Here is an 18,544-nt window from a genome sequence, read left to right as displayed (position 1 = left end):
TTTTTAAGGAATAGTCTTTATCAACGGGGCTTTTTTAATGACTTAAATATTAGAGAGTGACGCCTTGGCTTTTCAGATACTCATCATAAGTACCTTTGAAATCAATAATTTTATCTTCTCTAATTTCAAGGATGCGTGTTGCCAATGAACTGACGAACTCACGGTCATGGGATACAAAGATCAAAGTCCCTTGGTAGAGTTCCAACGCTAAGTTCAATGATTCAATAGATTCCATATCTAAGTGGTTAGTTGGCTCATCCATAAGTAGAATATTTGGTTGTTGCATCATTAACTTACCAAATAACATGCGCCCTTGTTCACCACCGGATAAAACAGATACTTTTTTCTTGATATCATCTTGAGAGAACAGTAAGCGACCTAAAATACTGCGTACTGCTTGCTCATCATCGCCTTCACTTTTCCACTGGCTCATCCAATCAAAAACATTCAGGTCAGTTTCAAATTCATCTGCATGATCTTGCGCATAGTAACCAATGCTGCTGTTTTCCGACCATTTGACCATACCGCTCGTTGGGGCTTTTTCCCCCATAAGGGTTTTCAAAAATGTTGTTTTACCGATACCGTTAGCACCGATGACAGCCATTTTTTCGCCAACTTCCAATAATAAATTCACATTTTTAAACAGGGGTCCTTGGTCATAACCATTTGTTACCGCTTCTAATTCTAAGGCGTTACGGAACAGTTTTTTCTCTTGTTCAAAACGAATGAATGGGTTTTGACGGCTGGAAGCTTTTACATCATCCAGTTGAATTTTATCAATTTGACGAGCACGAGAAGTCGCCTGTTTTGATTTTGATGCGTTAGCACTAAAGCGGCTAACAAAAGATTGAAGCTCGGCAATTTGCGCTTTTTTCTTCGCGTTATCCGATAATAAACGCTCTCTTGCTTGAGTTGCTGCAATCATATATTCATCATAGTTACCGGTGAACAGACGCAATTCACCGTAATCTAAATCTGCCATATGCGTACAAACAGTATTTAAGAAGTGTCTATCATGGGAAATAATGATCATGGTGCAGTTACGATCATTAAGTACTTGCTCTAACCAGCGAATCGTATCGATATCCAAGTTGTTGGTTGGCTCATCCAGCAATAAAATATCAGGATTAGAAAACAGAGCTTGAGCCAAAAGGACCCGCAATTTCCAGCCGGGTGCAACCTCACTCATCGGGCCATAATGCTGCTCAACGGGAATGCCAACGCCTAATAATAACTCGCCAGCACGAGATTCAGCACTGTAACCATCCATCTCACCGTAAGCAACTTCCAGATCAGCAACACGATAGCCATCTTCTTCGCTCATTTCTGGCATCGCATAAATTCTGTCGCGTTCTTGCTTAACGCTCCACAACTCGCCATGCCCCATGATGACCGTGTCTAAGACAGTGAACTCTTCAAATGCAAATTGGTCTTGGCGTAATTTACCAATACGTTCGTTAGGATCTGTTGTGCTCACGTTACCTGCGGTTGGTGTTAAATCCCCGCCTAAAATCTTCATGAAGGTTGATTTACCCGCGCCATTCGCGCCGATTAAACCGTAACGATTGCCCGTTCCAAATTTAACTGAGATATTTTCAAACAGTGGCTTACTGCCAAACTGCATAGTGATATTGTTGGTTGTTAACACTGCGATGCCTTAAATTAATCTTTGTAGCGTCATTGATGAGCTCAGTTGATGACTGACCTTCAGTGACTTGAAGTACGATAGGGATAAATAGCCGCGCATTATGCCATAATTGAACGCTTAGATCTTGTTCTGTTTTTGTTAATGCGCGAGCTAAAAATAGGGGACTGATGAAGATAGGAATTTACACCACAGCCATAAACTCAATTAATCATAAGTTTTCACTGGTGGAGCAACATAAGTCTCAAATTGGTCTAACAGGCTAGCAGGGGAGGACTCAACGATTGCCATATGACGATATTTTTCATGTAAAAAGCCTTCATCTGCCATTTTATTGGTCATATCAATCAATGGTTGCCAAAAATTGTTAATATTAAATAGCCCACACGGTTTAGTATGTAAGCCAATCTGGCTCCATGTAAACACTTCACTGTATTCTTCTAATGTCCCGTATCCACCGGGCATAGCAACAAATGCATCCGCTAACTCAATCATTTTGCTTTTACGTTCGTGCATAGTTTCTACGCGATACAGCTCAGACAGATTTTTATGGGAAATTTCACGCTGCTCAAGTAACGATGGGATCACCCCTATCGCTTTACCACCTAAAGATAAAACGGTATCCGCAACAATACCCATGATGCCCACGCTAGCGCCACCGTACACTAACGTAATATCACGCTTAACCATTTCTTTCGCAAACTCAATAGCTTGTTTTTTATAAATTTCGTTAGAACCCAAGCTTGAACCACAATAAACCGCCACACTTTTAATTTTTTGCATCTTATTCTCTTTCTTCCTATTCTCATTTTTCTACTGAGCGAACTTACAAGGTTCCCACAAGAAAGCTTAACTCTCAATCTTTAGCATCATATTATTAACTGATTATCTTAAATGAAATAATAAATCGCAATTAAACACCTATTGAATAAAGCAATATAAACTACTTACGTTCTATGAGATAATTGCCCACATTATGCTTGCTTAGGGTAAATAGACTCGCAAGTGGTACTTTATTTATAGATTTACCCACTTTGACTGTAAAAAACTGCTGGGTTTTATCGTTTTTTGAGGTTTCTTTATTCATGTCTGCCGATACTAAAAAGAGTGCATTTCCATTATTGCCAATAGGGTTACTATTACTTGCAATGGCCTCTATTCAAAGTGGCGCCTCTTTGGCTAAAACATTATTTCCACTTATCGGCGCTCCAGGGGTGACAGGCTTACGTCTATTATTAGCCACAATTATCCTATGTGTGATTTTTAAACCTTGGCGCTTAAATTTCAGAAAAAGCTCTTTAGTCCCTCTACTCGCTTATGGTTTGTCCCTCGGAACCATGAACTACCTATTCTATTTGGCGCTAGAACGAATTCCTTTAGGCATTGCCGTCGCCCTAGAGTTCACTGGCCCCTTAGCCGTTGCGATGTTCTCATCGCGCCGTCCTATCGATTTTTTATGGATTGGACTTGTCATTGCTGGGCTACTCTTCTTATTACCTATTGGTGATGAAATTAACGCTATTGATCCTTTAGGTGCAGCATATGCTTTAGGTGCGGGTGTATGCTGGGGGACTTATATTATTTTCGGAAAACGTGCAGGAGCCGGTTATGGTGCAGCAACCGTTGCGGTTGGCTCACTCATTTCCGCATTAATTTTCTTCCCGATCGGCTTAATGCAGACTGGGGTAGAGGCCATGTTTGACCCAGCTATTTTACCCATTGCGCTTGCCGTCGCTATTTTGTCTACGGCATTTCCTTATACATTGGAAATGATCGCATTAACTAAACTCCCTGCGCGAACTTTTGGTACATTGATGAGCCTAGAGCCTTGTATGGGTGCATTTTTAGGTATCGTATTCTTACAAGAACACTTAACCATGACCCAATGGCTAGCTCTGCTCTGTATTGTATGCGCCTCTATTGGCTCGACCTCTACTGCGGTACCAAAATCTAAAATAAAAGAAATCTCATAGTGTCCTATAAAATATAGATTATTTATTTTAAATAAGGTTAGTAAGAAATTACTGACCTTATTTCCTCATCATGAATAATTAAATATTCATTCATCAAATTGACATATAAATTAATTATTTTATCCTCATCTCAAGATCCTCAAAAATCATCTATCGAGCGCGCCTATTAAAGTAATCGATTATTACTTTATGACAGACTCAATTTAATCTTTTATATTTATCTACAGACAAAATAATTGAATAAATTTATATTTAAGAGAGGAAACCTTATGAATACTGCAAAATTATTTAAAACCTCTTCAAGTGAACTTTTATATAGCCGTAATGATATTGAAGACAGCGTAAAACTTGAAACTATCAATATACTGAACATGATGGTCGTCCATTTTACTGATCTTTCGCTGATCACAAAGCAAGCACATTGGAACCTGCGTGGTCGTAACTTTATCGCCATACATGAAATGTTAGATGGTTTCAGAACTACGATTGTTGAACATCTTGATGAGTTTGCAGAGCGTGTTGTACAACTTGGAGGCATCGCAACAGGAACTGTCCAGCAAGTGAATAAATTTACTGCTTTGGAAGCTTATCCTCTTGATATTCATTCAGTTCAGGATCATTTAAAAGCCTTAGCCGATCGTTATGCAGTAGTCGCTAATGATATCCGTAAGGCGATTGATGACGTTGAAGATGAAAATACAGCAGATATGTTTACTGCCGCATCCCGTGATTTGGATAAATTCCTGTGGATGTTAGAAGCCAATATAGAGTAGTGTCGTAAAATAGAGTCATATAAATTGACCATGAGACCACTTCGGTGGTCTCTTTTTATTTATCTATTTTCGGCATTTCGGGCTGCTCTATGGGAAAAATAGGTAATGAATTTAATAAGCGTTTACCATAATTCTTTGTTATTAATCGCTTATCATAAATAATGATTTCACCATAGCATTCATGACTGCGGATTAAACGCCCTGCTTGCTGAATCAAATTAAATGAAGCACTGGGTAAACTCTGTACCTCAAATGGATAACGTTTTAGTGATTTTAACCAATCCCCTTCAGTGATAATGACAGGATTAGTCACTGGTGGAAAAGCTATCTTATGGATATGCACCTGAGTCAAGTACTCACCTTTCAGATCTAACCCCTCAGAGAATGACTGTAGACCAATCAAAGCACTTGTTTGCCCTTGCTTAATACGTTCACAATGGGTCTCAACCAGACGATATCGAGGCTGGTCACCTTGAACTAAAAGTTGTAGACGTAAATCTTTTACATGTTCTAAAAAGCCGTCCATTGCTCGTTGGCTACTGAATAAAACCAGCACACCTCGATGATTTCCCTGCGTAAATTGATGGCGAAAAAATGCGGCCATTTCTTCTAAATGCTGAGCTTCAGTTACCATTGTTGGCTCATATTGCATTTTAGGGATAATAATTTTGCCTTGCTCTACATGATTAAAAGGTGAAGAAAGCGTAACAAAACGGTCATCACTTTTTTCAGATAACCCCGTTAATTCCATAAAACGAGAATAACTATTTAATGAACGCAATGTCGCGGAAGTAATAACAATATGAGGTACATTTCGCCACAGCAGATGCTGTAATTGTTCACTAACACGGATCCCAGCACAGTGCAGAAATATCCGTGACTGATTTTTTTCGTAACGTCGGCTGAGCCATTTTGAAATAGGCGCCCCAGAACTTTGATCTAGGGAAGCTAAGCGCCATAACTTTGCCATATTTTCAAAGTAACCCATGGCGCGGCTAGTCACTAAGATTGAACGGTGTAAACGGACAATATCCTGCTTGGCGGTTTGCTCGGTTAAATCATTTAAAATAGATTCGGATAAACCACGTAATGCATCGGTTAACTTAAAAAGCTCCTGGCAGCATAATTGCATCGCTTCAGGTAACACGCCCATTGGAAATAAATACTCAGGGTCTTTTGCAGTTTCCGGCAATAACCCATTCGCTAATAACGAAAAATCACGAAAACATTCTCTCAGTTTTTCAGCATGTAATTGTAATTTTTCTGGATTAGCTAATTTAGGGGGCTTCGCTGGACGAAATTGAGCCATATATTGCCCCACATGATGGAGAAAATTATCCACCTGTGCCGTAATTTGAACTAACGTAATTTCCCCTTCAACTTCTAGCGAGTCCCTTGCTACATCTGGGATATGATGCCCCTCATCAAGCACTAATAGCAATTTTTTAGGATCAGGTAAAACAGATTCGGTTTCCATTGCAGCCATCACCAAAGCATGGTTTGCAACAACCACATCGGCATCTTCAATTTCACGGCGAGCAATAAAGAACGGACAACGCTGATAAAACTGGCAGTTACGCCCAAGGCAGTTCATTTTATCTGTACTTACCTTGCGCCAGAGACTATCGCTAAATGCCCGTTTGTGATGATCCCTTAACCCATCCCAAGCAAAACTGTGAAAATCATTACGCAGTTGCTGACACATAGCCCGCTCTTCACTACTGGCGATTTCCGTTTTGTCCTCTACCAATAACATTAAGTCTATTTGCTCCCCTTCAGCAGCACAGATGGCTTCTAAATTGCGGGGGCAGACATAACGAGCACGTCCGAAAGCGCCTGTAAATTTAAGGTCGGGAATGATTTTACTCAACAAGGGTAAATCTTTACTAAAAATTTGATCTTGCAGCGCGACGTTAGCCGTACTCACGACTAACGTTTTTCCTTCTTCTCGCCCAACAGCAATACCCGGAATTAAGTAAGATAATGTTTTTCCTACCCCCGTCGGTGCTTCAATGACTAAATGCCGCCCATCTTCATCAGCTAAATTTTTAGCGACTTCAGCAATCATTTGACGCTGAGGAGCCCGGGGTATAAAACCATCTATTTGTTCTGATAGCCCTTTATACCATTGGGTTATTTGCTGTTTTACTGTATTTGATAGGGACATAAATTACGCAGGCGACCAAGTTAGGGAGATAACATAACTAATTAGGATCAGGAAGAAAAAAGCCTAATCCACTTTTTGCGAAACCGTTCGCAAAACTACTGTATTAATACCCATTATACACAAATTTTGGAAAGCCTTTCGCAAAACCCCAATTTCATCGTAAGAAAAAAGCCCGTTTAACTTGTTTGCAACAACCATCCAGTTATACTTTGGTTTCTTAAATTATGACTTAGGCAATAAAAAATGAAAAAGTTTGTCATCGCATTTTGCGCTCTGTGCGCGTTGAGTTCAGTTGGCGGAATTGTGTTAGCTGGCATGAATATCTATACACGCTCCACCACGCCTTTAGAGCAAAATCAAACTCAATCATCATCTATATTACCTGCGCCTAATCAAATCAATTAATAGCGAGTTAATTATCAATCTGGGATGGAGAACGCTTATGTACAACGATTATTTTGTTACGCCACAATGGTTAAATACACACCTTTCAGATAGCAATATTGTGGTACTTGACGTTTCAACTCCACCGCCAACTGCACCTTATGATTGTTACCAACATTATCTAGACGAACATATTCCGAATGCCCAATTTTTTAATCAAGATGAGGTTGCTGACAAGACAATTGATCTTCCTCATATGTTGCCAGATGAGAAAACCTTCAGCCAAGCTGTTAGCTTGATGGGTATTGGTAATGATACCCAAGTTATTATTTATGCTCAGAATAATTTATTTTCTTCTCCTCGAGCATGGTGGACATTCACAACGCTAGGCTGTAAACAGGTCAAAATACTTGCTGGCGGCATAACGGCATGGAAAGAGGCTGGTTTCGCGACTCAATCAGGTAAAGTCACTCCTCCACCAGCACAACAGTTTATTGCAAGCCGCCAAGATGCGAATGCATTAAACCAGCAACAAATGCTTGATATCGTTAACCAAGGTCAAGCGCAAATTATCGATGCCCGTGCAGCGGCTCGTTTTTTAGCTCAAGCACCAGAGCCTCGTCCCGGCTTAAGAATGGGGCATATTCCAGGCAGTAAAAACGTACCTTGGGATTTACTTGTCGATAATGGCGAATACCGAAATCCAGAACAGCTCGCGGCTATTTTTGCTGAACACGGTGTAGATATCCATGCTCCATCAGTAACAACCTGTGGTTCTGGTATGACAGCCGCTGTCATATTAATGGCGCTGGTTCTGCTCGGTAATCATAATGTACGCCTTTATGATGGGTCTTGGGCTCAATGGGGGCAAGATAACGGTCTCCCAATCGAACCCTAATTATTTGGCTTCCTCATATTAAAAATTATCTATGAGGAAGCTATTTATTACTTATCCACTTTAAAATATTTTTATTATAAATATTTAATAAAATAATTAACGGCTTCAATTTAAATGGAGCACCGTATTCATGAACATACCATGGGATTTATGGGTTATAAACCTAGGTACTTTATCCACTTTTATTGGTACAACAGCAACATTATGGGTTTTATTACAAACAACAAAATTAACAGTTAAATTTAATCAAAAGGCTTCCTTTTATTTTCATAAAGATAAGTTAAACCGATTGCTAAATGATTATTTTACTATGATATCAGAATCTCAATTCAACAATGAAAACTCACATAAAATAATGTTGCATCGAAAGATATTATCATTACATAATTACATTTCGTTCATCGACACAAAAGATAAAAAATTATCGGCATTAATAAATCAATATATTATTAATACTAAATGTATTTTATCCATAAAAAACTATGATGAAATAACTTACTTTCTTCACTTAAGATATTTAGATGAAGTTACTATATTACTGGATTGCATAAATAATACCCTTAGTATTTCGGCAAGAAAGATATGAGGTCATCAAATGGACTATAATGATAATAAAATAATCTGTAATATATTAATGAACAGCTTAAAAAAAGAAATCCAATGGCAACAGACAGTTAATATACATCCAGTGATATTTAAGAATTCAAATCGATATATTACAAGTTGCTTTAATACAATAAATTTAGAAAATATGACTTTCTATCTATATTCTTATCGAACATTAGAGTTTGACCCAGTATTAGAAAATTATATTAATGTTGGAAAAATGTCTCTTTCCCTTATTGAAAATAACTATATTACTTGGCACTACTCAAAAAATGGGTTTCTTATACAAAAGCTATTTGAACATATGTCACTAAACGCTTCATCTATCCAAAAATTCGCATAATCAAGAGATTCCATGCCAAAAAAATTAAAGCCACATGTTATTTAGCAAAATTCATAACATGCGGCTTTAATCATTATCTAGTTATTCAGAGAAAATACAGTGCTCTATTTGATAAACATTCCGGCTAAAAATAGCACCACTATTGCGCCAATCACTGCGACAATAAAACTACCAAAATTAAAGCCATCGACCTTACCTTTGCCAAAGAAAGTACTAATGTACCCCCCAACAACCGCACCGACGATCCCTAATACTGTCGTCATGATAAAACCCATCTGATAGGTTCCTGGCATAAGCCATTTCGCTAAAACACCGGCGATTAAACCAAACACGATCCAAGCAATAACTCCCATTTGACGCCTCCGAAATGTAAGTTGCACTAAATAAATGCTTTAGTTGGTTGCATACAGTGATGACCTATTATTCATTTAATCACCGCCATACACTTTATATTAAAGACTGTATCTCAAATTTTGGCAAATTAGTTCTTTTTTAGATGGCTGATATCGAGCCATATTCAACATGATGAGCAATAACTTCAGCAATTTGACTCGCATTTTTTAATGCTCTTACTTGAGAAAATAACGTATCCGCTTGCGGGTACTCTTTACGCAGATAACCTAACCACTGTTTGATACGTGCGGCATGATAGTGTCCAGTATCACCTAGCTTTTCTAACTCGGTGTACTTAAACAATAACTTTCCAACCTGTTCCCAAGGCATTTGAGCAACATTCTGCTTAATCACTCGACTTAAATTTGGGGTATTTAGCGCGCCACGACCAATCATAATAGAATCACATCCAGTAATTTCCATGCATCGTTTGGCACTTTCATAGTCCCAAATTTCCCCATTGGCGATCACTGGAATAGTCAATCTTTGGCGAATATCACCAATTGCCTGCCAATTAATACACTCTGCTTTATAGCCATCTTCTTTGGTTCGACCATGAACTGTCAGCTCAGTTACCCCCGCTTGTTGAGCAGCATCCGCAATTTCATGCGAAAATTGGCTACTATCCCAACCAAGACGAACTTTGACAGAAACAGGAAGCTCTTTAGGCACGGCATCACGCATCGCTTTTGCAGCGCGATATATGGACTCTGGTTGCTTTAAGAGTGTCGCACCACCGCCACTTCCATTTACCGTTTTTGATGGGCAACCACAATTAAGGTCTACCCCCCATGAACCCAGTTCAATCGCGCGGTTGGCATTTTCAGCCAACCATTCAGGATGCTGCCCTAACAGCTGCACCCTAACTAACGTTCCTGAAGGTGTTCGACTACCATGACGTAGCTCAGGACATAACCGATAGAAAGTTTTTTCCGGCAATAACGTATCTACGACTCGCACAAACTCAGTAATGCACAAATCATAATCATTCACTTCGCTTAATAAACTGCGAACTAAAGAGTCAAGAACCCCCTCCATCGGGGCTAATAACACACGCATTAGCTTTCACTGCGCCCCTGTTTCACTCTTTTTTGTGCGCTTTTCCATGGTGAACCGGAAGAAGCCTCAGATTTACCTTTGCCTGCATTAGCGTTACCGCGACGAGGGCGGTCATTGCCACGGCTTCCTCTATCATTGCCACCACGATTTTCTGAAGGGCGGCGATCATTACGTTGAGACGGTTTTTGAATAGGTTCAGCTTTGATTGAAGGATCTGGCTCATAACCATCAATCGCCATAACTGGAATGGATTTTTTCAGTAACTTTTCAATATCTTTAAGTAACTTAACTTCATCAATACAGACTAATGAAATTGCCTGACCAGTTGCTTCTGCACGCCCAGTACGACCGATGCGATGGACATAATCTTCAGCCACATTCGGTAGCTCAAAGTTAACAACATGTGGAAGTTGTTCAATATCCAAGCCTCGTGCTGCAATATCTGTCGCAACTAATACACGAATATCCCCTGATTTAAAATCAGCTAAAGCGCGAGTACGTGCTCCTTGGCTTTTATTACCATGAATTGCAGCGGATTTTATTCCATCCTTATTCAAGTGCTCTGCTAAACGGTTAGCACCATGTTTAGTCCGAGTAAACACTAACACTTGCTGCCAATTCTCACGTCCAATCATGAACGAGAGTAATTCAGCTTTACGTTTTTTATCGACCAAGTGAACATACTGAGTCACTTGCTCTGATGCCGAATTACGCGGAGCCACTTCAATAGAGACTGGATTATTAAGCAATTTACTCGCCAGCTGTTTAATATCATCCGAGAAAGTTGCAGAAAACAGTAAATTTTGGCGCTTTTTAGGTAATTTAGTGATCACTCGGCGAATATCGTGAATGAATCCCATATCTAACATACGGTCTGCTTCATCCAACACTAAAATTTCTACCTGTGACAAATCTACCGCATTTTGATGCTCTAAATCCAGTAAACGACCAGGCGTAGCAATCAATACATCCACGCCACTGCGAAGTTTCATCATTTGAGGGTTAATGCTGACACCACCAAATACGACGAAAGAGCGAATATTTAAATGACGGCTATATTCTTTAACATTCTCAGCCACTTGAGCCGCTAATTCTCGAGTTGGTGTTAAAATTAATGCTCGAATTGGTCGACGATTATTTCCACTGCGTGGCGCATCAACGAGCTTCTGTAAAATAGGTAAAGTAAAACCTGCCGTTTTACCTGTACCCGTTTGAGCACTGGCTAATAAGTCATTGCCAGCCAATACTGCTGGGATAGCTTGTTGTTGAATGGGCGTAGGGCTGTCGTAGCCTAATTCATTAATGGCACGCAAGATTTCCTCGTTTAACGCGAGGTCAGAAAAACTAGTCAAGTTATTTACTCCGGGCTTCACCGCTTCAAATTTTTGGGCAGCTCTAGGGGGAAGGTTTGATATTTAAGAAAAGAAAAAGCGCAAACTGCCATGCGATATGCAAAAATTCTACCATCATTTGACTGTGATAAATATATTAATTTAGATTTATAAGTAAACTAATACAAAATCTGCTTTATATAGTATATATACGTAGACAAAACTGAGATAAATCAGTTTACGAATCTCAAAAATAGTAAGTGCCAATCAAGAGCATACTGAAAATAATTTTATTCTGTATTAAAAAGGAATGTTTATGAACACAAACTCATCGCCAACTTTGCGTGGGGAAAATGCCAAATATCAGCTTCTTCTTGCCGCAGCTGATGTTTATGGAGAACAAGGTATTGATGGCGCAACCACTCGTAAAATAGCACACGCCTCTGGGCAAAACATTGCTGCCATTTCATACTATTTTGGCTCTAAAGAAGGGCTTTACCTCGCTGTAGCGCAAGAAATTGCGAATAATATAAAAGAAAGTTTCTCTGAAACCTTATCTAAGATAGATGATTTTTTGAGCTTATCTGTTAACTCTCAAGAGCCCGAAGAGGCATTAGACCTCCTTAAAACAACCATCATCTCCTATAACTTTTTCCAACTAAAAAAAGAAAATCTCAGCTTTTCACGTATTTTAGCCCGAGAGCAACTCAACCCTACTGAAGCCTATGCCATCATCCATGAACAAGCTCTTGGTCCAATTCATTCACGTTTAAATCGTTTAATTTCTATCTATATTGGTGCAGACCCCAATAACTTAGCGACGTTGATTCATACCCACGCCATTCTAGGAGAAACACTCTCTTTCCGAATTGCGCGAGAAACGCTGCTTAGGCAAACCGGCTGGAAACATATCAACGAGGATGAATTTAAAATTATTAATCAAGTCCTTATTGAACACATTGACATTCTATTATTGGGATTACGTCAACGCCAACAGACAGAAAAGTGATATGATGCATGGATAAAGTCAAACCATAGTTTTAAGTTATAAACTTATCCATTATTAAGGTTAGCTATGAACAATAAACGCCGTTCCGTTATTATTCTTATTATTGTCATATTAATCGCAGCTGCAGGTGGCTACTACTACCAATCAATGCAGAGCCCATCATTAGCCCTATATGGTAATGTGGATGTGCGAACCGTTAACCTTAGTTTCCGTGTCGGCGGTAAACTAGCATCTTTAGATGTGGATGAAGGTGCTAAAGTCACCTCAGGGCAGCAATTAGGGAAACTTGATGATGCCCCCTATATCAACGCTCTCAATAAAGCTAAAGGGGTTCGTGATAGTGCAAAAGCCCAATTAGCATTAAAAGAAAGTGGATACCGTACCCAAGAAATTGCGCAAGTAGAAGCGGAAGTGGCTCAACGGCAAGCAGCTTGGCAATACGCAGACAGCTTTTTTAAACGTCAACAAGGGCTAGCAGCTCAACGATTAATTTCAGCAAATGACCTTGATAATGCAAGAAATAATCGCAATCAAACCCTTGCAGCGCTAAAAGCATCCCAAGATAAACTCAATCAATACCAAAGTGGTTTTCGCCAAGAGGAAATTGCGGCCGCACGCGGTGAATGGCTACAAGCGGAAGCCGCTGTAGCACAAGCTGAATTAGATCTTGCAGACACCATTCTTACTGCGCCATCTGATGGCACAATTTTGACGCGAGCTATTGAGCCAGGAACGATCATTGGTGCTGGCAATACTGTATTCAGTGTCACGTTAACAAATCCAGTTTGGGTCCGAGCCTACGTCAGTGAAGCACATTTAGGTGATGCGATTCCCGGTAGCAAAGTTCTCTTGTATACCGATAGCCAGCCCAATACCCCTTATCACGGCACCATTGGGTTTGTTTCCCCTACCGCGGAATTTACCCCTAAAAGTGTACAAACACCGGATCTACGGACCGATTTAGTCTATCGCTTGCGCATCATTGTTGATGACCCCAATGACAAACTACGCCAAGGAATGCCTGTAACTATCCAATTCACTGATGCTCAAAAATAGGGCAGATTATGGTTCAAGATTACAGCATCCACCTACAAGGGGTCGAAAAGACCTTTTTAGGATTAGATTCCCCCGCTGTTGAAAGCTTAACCACGGTTATCCATGGTGGCTCAGTAACAGGGTTAGTGGGTCCAGATGGGGCAGGAAAAACCACCCTAATGCGCATGCTTGCTGGGCTACTCAAACCCGATCCAGGCAACATTAGCATCATGGGATTAGATCCCATCAAAGATAGCATTGAGGTGCGTGCAAACTTGGGTTACATGCCGCAAAAGTTTGGATTGTACGAAGATTTAACGGTACAAGAAAATCTCGATTTATATGCTGATTTGCGCGGTGTGATTGGTGAAGAACGTCAACAAACTTATAAACAATTATTAGCCTTCACCAGCTTAGCTCCGTTTACTGCACGTCTGGCAGGAAAGCTGTCAGGAGGAATGAAGCAAAAGCTCGGACTCGCTTGCACCTTACTCGGCAAACCCAAAGTGTTATTGCTCGATGAGCCTGGTGTCGGCGTCGACCCCATCGCTCGACGGGAGCTCTGGCAAATGGTTCACACCCTTGCTGATGATGGTATGTTGATCCTCTGGAGTACCTCCTACTTGGATGAAGCACAACAGTGTAAGGAAGTACTTCTGCTAAATAAAGGTAAACTGCTGTATAGCGGAGAACCTGAAAAGTTGACACAACACATGGCTGGACGCTCCTTTTTGTTGGACGTTCCAGCCACTAAAAAACGAACAATTTTACAGGATGCCCTCGTTCTTCCTGAAACCACCGATGGTGTGATCCAAGGACGCTATATCCGTTTAATACTGAAGCCCGATGCATCCCAAGAAAATTTACTCAACGCATTAAATATGGGGCAACAAAAATTACTGCCCGCCGAACCGCGTTTTGAAGATGCATTTATTGATTTGCTCGGCGGTGGGCCATCACATCGTTCAGAATTGGCATCAATTGTTCCCCAAATTCCACCAGCACCCAACGAAACGGTGATTGAAGCCCGTAATCTAACCAAAAAATTTGGGGACTTTGCCGCAACCGATACAGTTAATTTCCAAGTTAAACGCGGGGAAATTTTTGGCTTATTAGGTCCCAATGGCGCGGGAAAATCCACGACATTTAAAATGATGTGCGGCTTAATGAAACCAACAGATGGGCAAGCATTAGTGCTTGGGATGGATTTAAAAACCAGCTCTAATAAAGCCCGCCAGCATCTGGGGTATATGGCACAAAAGTTCTCTTTGTATGGCAATCTTAAAGTCGGACAAAACTTAAAATTCTTCTCAGGTGTTTACGGTTTACATCATAAAAAACAAACCCAAAAAATACAGGAGATGGTCGATGCGTTTAACTTTAATCCGATCATTAACCAAATTACCGATTCACTACCATTAGGCTATAAACAGCGTCTTGCCCTTGCCTGTTCCCTAATGCACGAACCCGATATTCTGTTTTTAGATGAGCCAACATCCGGTGTTGACCCACTCACCCGCCGTGAGTTTTGGCTACATATTAATGGAATGGTTGATAAAGGTGTTACCGTGATGGTGACCACTCACTTTATGGATGAAGCTGAATATTGTGACCGTATAGGTCTGGTTTATCACGGTAAAATTATTGCGGCAGGAACCCCTGACGAACTGAAACAACAAGTGGCGAGTACTGAAAATTCGAATCCTTCCATGGAAGATGCTTTTATCGAACTGATTGCTAACTATGACAAGCAACAGGAGGAAAAATGAGTATTGCCGCCTCCCGTTTTTCATGGCGTAGGCTAAAAGCCTTATGCTGGAAAGAGAGTAAACAAATCGTTCGCGATCCAAGCAGCGCGTTAATTGCTATTGTCATCCCCTTGATGCTGCTATTTATTTTCGGCTATGGAATCAATTTAGACTCCAGTAAATTGCGTGTGGGTATTTTAATGGATCAGCAAAGCCAAGAAGCCCGCGAATTGGTTGATACCTTCACGGGATCCCCCTTTATTGATGCGACCATTAGCAACGATCGCCATTTACTGATCAATAAAATGCAAGCCGGTGAAATTCGTGGAATTGTCGTGATCCCAGTGAACTTTTCCGAGCAACTCTTGCGCCCAGATGGACACGCCGCTATTCAGGTGATCACAGATGGTAGCGAACCCAATACCGCCAATTTTGTTCAAGCCTATACCAAAGGTGTTTGGCACACTTGGCTCGTGCAACAGGGGGAGAACAAAGGCTATCCCACTGATCCATTGATTGAATTGAATATGCGTTATTGGTTTAACGAAGCAGCGTTGAGTCAGCACTTTATTATCCCAGGGGCAATTAGCATTATTATGACAGTGGTGGGGGCGATTTTAACCTCGCTAGTGATTGCTCGGGAATGGGAGCGTGGGACGATGGAAGCGCTACTCTCCACACAAATAACACGCACTGAATTATTGCTATCAAAATTATTACCTTACCAAGTGCTTGGTTCTTTTGTGATGATTTTGTGTATGTTGGTGACAACCTTTGTACTCAATATTCCTTATCGGGGATCTTTATTAGTGTTATTTGTGATCACCAGTTTGTATCTCGCCACGGCCTTAGGGATGGGATTATTAATTTCTACTATTACTCGTAATCAGTTTAATGCAGCCATGGTCGCACTAAATGCGGCATTTTTACCTGCAATCATGTTATCTGGGTTTATCTTCGAAATTGATAGCATGCCAGCATTCATTCAAGTAGTGACTTACTTTATCCCTGCTCGTTATTTTGTCAGTAGTCTACAAACCCTATTTTTAGCGGGTGATATTTATTTAGTTTTACTCACTGACTTTTTATTGCTAATCGCATCCGCTATTTTATTTATCGGCTTAACGGCATTAAAAACTCGCCGTCGCTTGGATTGAGGGGCCTATGTTTTATCGCCTTTACACCTTAATAATGAAAGAGCTGCAATCTTTGTTGCAAGAAAAACAGACTCGAATTATTTTGATTATGCCCGTGATTTTTCAAATGATTTTATTCCCTCTTGCGGCAACGTTGGAAGTCACCAATACCACTATCGCGATTTTTGACCAAGATAGTGGAGAGCATTCCATTGAGCTTACTCAGCGTCTCGCTAAAGCCAGTGCGTTTTCCCATGTTTTACTGTTAAAAAATGAGCATGAGATCCGCGAAACTCTCGATAACCGGAAAGCATTATTAGTCGTCAGGTTTAACCAGAACTTTAGTGCGAATATCGCCAGCCACCATACTGCGAATATGATGCTATTGTTGGATGGACGAAATTCAAATAGCTCGCAAATTGCGGCCAATTATATCGAGCAAATTGTGATGCAATATCAGCAAGAGCTGAGCAAAACACAAGTTCAACCGAATAATAGTGAGCTGATTGTCCGTAACTGGTACAACCCCAATTTAGACTATAAATGGTTTATCGTGCCATCACTGGTCGCCTTGATCACCACGATTGGCGTGTTAATCGTGACCTCACTGTCGATTGCCCGAGAACGGGAGCAAGGGACGCTCGACCAACTATTAGTTTCCCCACTCACCACATGGCAAATTTTTATCGGAAAAGCGGTTCCAGCCTTGGTGGTGGCGACCGCTCAAGCAACCTTGGTGCTAATCATTGGGATTTTTTGCTACCAAATTCCATTCGCCGGTTCTCTGTTACTGTTCTACGGAACAATGGTATTTTACGGATTATCGTTGGTAGGATTTGGGTTATTAATTTCTGCGCTCTGCTCTACTCAGCAACAAGCTTTTATTGGGGTGTTTGTATTTATGATGCCCGCCGTTTTGCTGTCCGGCTATATTTCCCCAGTAGAGAATATGCCTGTATGGCTGCAAGACATTACTTGGGTAAACCCTATTCGTCACTTTACGGATATTACTAAACAGATTTACCTCAAAGATGCAGATTTTTCAGTGGTTTTTCACAGTTTATGGCCTTTGCTAATTATTGCATTAGTGACCAGTAATCTTGCCTATTATCTGTTTCGTAAGAAAATTGCTTAATCTTATCGGTTAGAAATTGCCTATTGAAAGCAGTTAATAGTACTCAGATTAACGTTTTAAGCTCTCTGTTCAAAGTACGGAGGCTAGATACAATTTAGCGCGTCCTTGCGCGTATTTTTGGGCTTCCTTATTTCACGCTAGCAACGGCAATATAGTTTAATTTTCCACGATTTTTTCGAAAGTGGCGGAACATCCGTAAGAATTGAGGTCGGTTTTCTTTTTTTAATGCATTTCGAATAATTTTTATCGTACCAAGTAAGCCTTCATCATAAATCAGCCCCTTTGGTGACAATAAGGTCATTGGTCCTGTACTAGACAGTACGCTCTGAAAGCCTGCTTGCTTAAATAAATCAATCCATTGAGCTTGAGGTAACGGTTGTGCTTTTACATGAATAGCTTGATGCATTTCTGCCGCAATATCTTGTGGATCCTGCGCATCTTTAAACGCAATATCATGGGTTAATAAGCAACCACCGGGTTTTAATACACGATAGTACTCCTGCAATAATTTTGCTTTCGCTTTATCTCCATACATTGTTAGCATGGCTTCATTGATCACCACATCAAAGCTATTATCAGCAAAGGGTAATTTTGACGCATCAGCCATTTGGAGAGTGATTAAATCCGTTAAACCATGCTGGTCTACATTTTTTTGAGCCTTCTCCAAGGCGTGTTTATCCATGTCTATACCTGTGATATGACAATGATATTGTGAAGCAATTTCAATGGCAGTCGTTCCCATGTTGCATGCAATTTCAAGTACTTGACTATCTTTATTTAAACCAGATTGGCTCAGTAACCACTGAGTAGCAATTTTTCCGCCGGGACGTAAGCGTTTTTTCCCAAGACGGGCTAAAAATTTATGCCCTGCCTCATGCGCAGTAAATGATTGTTCCATAAATAATCTCC

The 18,544-nt window shown here is 40.4% G+C and carries 17 protein-coding genes; 10 read left to right on the top strand and 7 right to left on the bottom strand.

Features of this window, described 5'->3' with window-relative positions:
* Nucleotides 1–49: 49 nt before the first annotated feature.
* Nucleotides 50–1,624, bottom strand: a complete 1,575-nt coding sequence (locus EL244_RS05495) for an ABC-F family ATPase (protein ID WP_006812694.1) — start codon at nucleotides 1,622–1,624, stop codon at nucleotides 50–52.
* 228 nt (nucleotides 1,625–1,852) lie between these two features.
* Nucleotides 1,853–2,428: an LOG family protein gene (locus EL244_RS05490; RefSeq protein ID WP_126459326.1), complete on the bottom strand. Its 576-nt coding sequence runs from the start codon at nucleotides 2,426–2,428 to the stop codon at nucleotides 1,853–1,855.
* Between the two features lie 302 nt (nucleotides 2,429–2,730).
* Between EL244_RS05490 and rhtA the strand changes: the two genes are divergently transcribed.
* Together rhtA and dps are read left to right on the top strand one after the other, a co-directional pair.
* A complete protein-coding gene (gene rhtA, locus EL244_RS05485; RefSeq protein WP_126459323.1) occupies nucleotides 2,731–3,618 on the top strand; it encodes a threonine/homoserine exporter RhtA in 888 nt (295 codons plus the stop codon).
* A gap of 269 nt (nucleotides 3,619–3,887) precedes the next feature.
* Entirely contained in the window at nucleotides 3,888–4,391 is a 504-nt protein-coding gene (gene dps, locus EL244_RS05480) for a DNA starvation/stationary phase protection protein Dps (RefSeq protein WP_126459320.1), read from the top strand.
* 55 nt (nucleotides 4,392–4,446) lie between these two features.
* Here the strand turns inward: dps and dinG are convergent, their stop codons facing one another.
* The gene (gene dinG, locus EL244_RS05475) at nucleotides 4,447–6,558 is read right to left on the bottom strand and encodes an ATP-dependent DNA helicase DinG (protein WP_112836411.1); all 2,112 of its coding nucleotides are present in this window, start codon (nucleotides 6,556–6,558) and stop codon (nucleotides 4,447–4,449) included.
* A gap of 243 nt (nucleotides 6,559–6,801) precedes the next feature.
* On the opposite strand from dinG, the gene EL244_RS17885 reads away from it, so the two are divergent.
* From EL244_RS17885 to EL244_RS18280, 3 genes are all read left to right on the top strand, one after another.
* Entirely contained in the window at nucleotides 6,802–6,963 is a 162-nt protein-coding gene (locus EL244_RS17885) for a hypothetical protein (protein ID WP_006812700.1), read from the top strand.
* A gap of 37 nt (nucleotides 6,964–7,000) precedes the next feature.
* Nucleotides 7,001–7,840, top strand: a complete 840-nt coding sequence (gene sseA / locus EL244_RS05470) for a 3-mercaptopyruvate sulfurtransferase (protein ID WP_126459317.1) — start codon at nucleotides 7,001–7,003, stop codon at nucleotides 7,838–7,840.
* 595 nt (nucleotides 7,841–8,435) lie between these two features.
* Nucleotides 8,436–8,789 (top strand): hypothetical protein, encoded by a 354-nt coding sequence (locus tag EL244_RS18280; RefSeq protein WP_126459314.1) that lies wholly within the window; start codon nucleotides 8,436–8,438, stop codon nucleotides 8,787–8,789.
* A gap of 104 nt (nucleotides 8,790–8,893) precedes the next feature.
* Here EL244_RS18280 and EL244_RS05460 read toward each other — a convergent pair whose 3' ends face one another.
* From EL244_RS05460 to rhlE, 3 genes are all read right to left on the bottom strand, one after another.
* A complete protein-coding gene (locus EL244_RS05460; protein WP_006812704.1) occupies nucleotides 8,894–9,142 on the bottom strand; it encodes a GlsB/YeaQ/YmgE family stress response membrane protein in 249 nt (82 codons plus the stop codon).
* 139 nt (nucleotides 9,143–9,281) lie between these two features.
* Nucleotides 9,282–10,241 (bottom strand): tRNA dihydrouridine(16) synthase DusC, encoded by a 960-nt coding sequence (gene dusC / locus EL244_RS05455; protein ID WP_126459311.1) that lies wholly within the window; start codon nucleotides 10,239–10,241, stop codon nucleotides 9,282–9,284.
* Nucleotides 10,241–11,593: an ATP-dependent RNA helicase RhlE gene (rhlE, locus tag EL244_RS05450; protein ID WP_039853984.1), complete on the bottom strand. Its 1,353-nt coding sequence runs from the start codon at nucleotides 11,591–11,593 to the stop codon at nucleotides 10,241–10,243. Before rhlE ends, dusC begins: the two co-directional genes overlap by 1 nt.
* Before the next feature lie 289 nt (nucleotides 11,594–11,882).
* Between rhlE and EL244_RS05445 the strand changes: the two genes are divergently transcribed.
* From EL244_RS05445 to EL244_RS05425, 5 genes are all read left to right on the top strand, one after another.
* Nucleotides 11,883–12,581 (top strand): CerR family C-terminal domain-containing protein, encoded by a 699-nt coding sequence (locus EL244_RS05445; RefSeq protein ID WP_006812707.1) that lies wholly within the window; start codon nucleotides 11,883–11,885, stop codon nucleotides 12,579–12,581.
* A gap of 66 nt (nucleotides 12,582–12,647) precedes the next feature.
* A complete protein-coding gene (gene hlyD / locus EL244_RS05440; protein WP_006812708.1) occupies nucleotides 12,648–13,637 on the top strand; it encodes a secretion protein HlyD in 990 nt (329 codons plus the stop codon).
* An 8-nt stretch (nucleotides 13,638–13,645) separates the two neighbouring features.
* Nucleotides 13,646–15,385, top strand: coding sequence for an ATP-binding cassette domain-containing protein (locus EL244_RS05435; protein WP_126459308.1), 1,740 nt, complete (start codon nucleotides 13,646–13,648; stop codon nucleotides 15,383–15,385).
* Nucleotides 15,382–16,521, top strand: a complete 1,140-nt coding sequence (locus tag EL244_RS05430) for an ABC transporter permease (RefSeq protein WP_126459305.1) — start codon at nucleotides 15,382–15,384, stop codon at nucleotides 16,519–16,521. Before EL244_RS05435 ends, EL244_RS05430 begins: the two co-directional genes overlap by 4 nt.
* A gap of 7 nt (nucleotides 16,522–16,528) precedes the next feature.
* A complete protein-coding gene (locus tag EL244_RS05425; RefSeq protein ID WP_126459302.1) occupies nucleotides 16,529–17,635 on the top strand; it encodes an ABC transporter permease in 1,107 nt (368 codons plus the stop codon).
* 127 nt (nucleotides 17,636–17,762) lie between these two features.
* On the opposite strand, the gene EL244_RS05420 is transcribed toward EL244_RS05425, so the two are convergent.
* Nucleotides 17,763–18,533, bottom strand: a complete 771-nt coding sequence (locus EL244_RS05420; RefSeq protein WP_126459299.1) for a class I SAM-dependent methyltransferase — start codon at nucleotides 18,531–18,533, stop codon at nucleotides 17,763–17,765.
* Between the last annotated feature and the right edge of the window lie 11 nt (nucleotides 18,534–18,544).

The sequence above is a fragment of the Providencia rustigianii genome (assembly GCF_900637755.1).
GTDB lineage: Bacteria > Pseudomonadota > Gammaproteobacteria > Enterobacterales > Enterobacteriaceae > Providencia > Providencia rustigianii.
Note: the sequence above shows the minus strand (reverse complement) of the source record. Positions and strands in the feature narration are given on the sequence as shown.

Bases quoted from the DNA above. Each gene is read 5' to 3' on its own strand.
- EL244_RS05495 (WP_006812694.1), bottom strand. From the start codon at position 1,624: ATGCAGTTTGGCAGTAAGCCACTGTTTGAAAATATCTCAGTTAAATTT.
- EL244_RS05490 (WP_126459326.1), bottom strand. From the start codon at position 2,428: ATGCAAAAAATTAAAAGTGTGGCGGTTTATTGTGGTTCAAGCTTGGGT.
- rhtA (WP_126459323.1), top strand. From the start codon at position 2,731: ATGTCTGCCGATACTAAAAAGAGTGCATTTCCATTATTGCCAATAGGG.
- dps (WP_126459320.1), top strand. From the start codon at position 3,888: ATGAATACTGCAAAATTATTTAAAACCTCTTCAAGTGAACTTTTATAT.
- dinG (WP_112836411.1), bottom strand. From the start codon at position 6,558: ATGTCCCTATCAAATACAGTAAAACAGCAAATAACCCAATGGTATAAA.
- EL244_RS17885 (WP_006812700.1), top strand. From the start codon at position 6,802: ATGAAAAAGTTTGTCATCGCATTTTGCGCTCTGTGCGCGTTGAGTTCA.
- sseA (WP_126459317.1), top strand. From the start codon at position 7,001: ATGTACAACGATTATTTTGTTACGCCACAATGGTTAAATACACACCTT.
- EL244_RS18280 (WP_126459314.1), top strand. From the start codon at position 8,436: ATGGACTATAATGATAATAAAATAATCTGTAATATATTAATGAACAGC.
- EL244_RS05460 (WP_006812704.1), bottom strand. From the start codon at position 9,142: ATGGGAGTTATTGCTTGGATCGTGTTTGGTTTAATCGCCGGTGTTTTA.
- dusC (WP_126459311.1), bottom strand. From the start codon at position 10,241: ATGCGTGTGTTATTAGCCCCGATGGAGGGGGTTCTTGACTCTTTAGTT.
- EL244_RS05445 (WP_006812707.1), top strand. From the start codon at position 11,883: ATGTTTATGAACACAAACTCATCGCCAACTTTGCGTGGGGAAAATGCC.
- hlyD (WP_006812708.1), top strand. From the start codon at position 12,648: ATGAACAATAAACGCCGTTCCGTTATTATTCTTATTATTGTCATATTA.
- EL244_RS05435 (WP_126459308.1), top strand. From the start codon at position 13,646: ATGGTTCAAGATTACAGCATCCACCTACAAGGGGTCGAAAAGACCTTT.
- EL244_RS05430 (WP_126459305.1), top strand. From the start codon at position 15,382: ATGAGTATTGCCGCCTCCCGTTTTTCATGGCGTAGGCTAAAAGCCTTA.
- EL244_RS05425 (WP_126459302.1), top strand. From the start codon at position 16,529: ATGTTTTATCGCCTTTACACCTTAATAATGAAAGAGCTGCAATCTTTG.
- EL244_RS05420 (WP_126459299.1), bottom strand. From the start codon at position 18,533: ATGGAACAATCATTTACTGCGCATGAGGCAGGGCATAAATTTTTAGCC.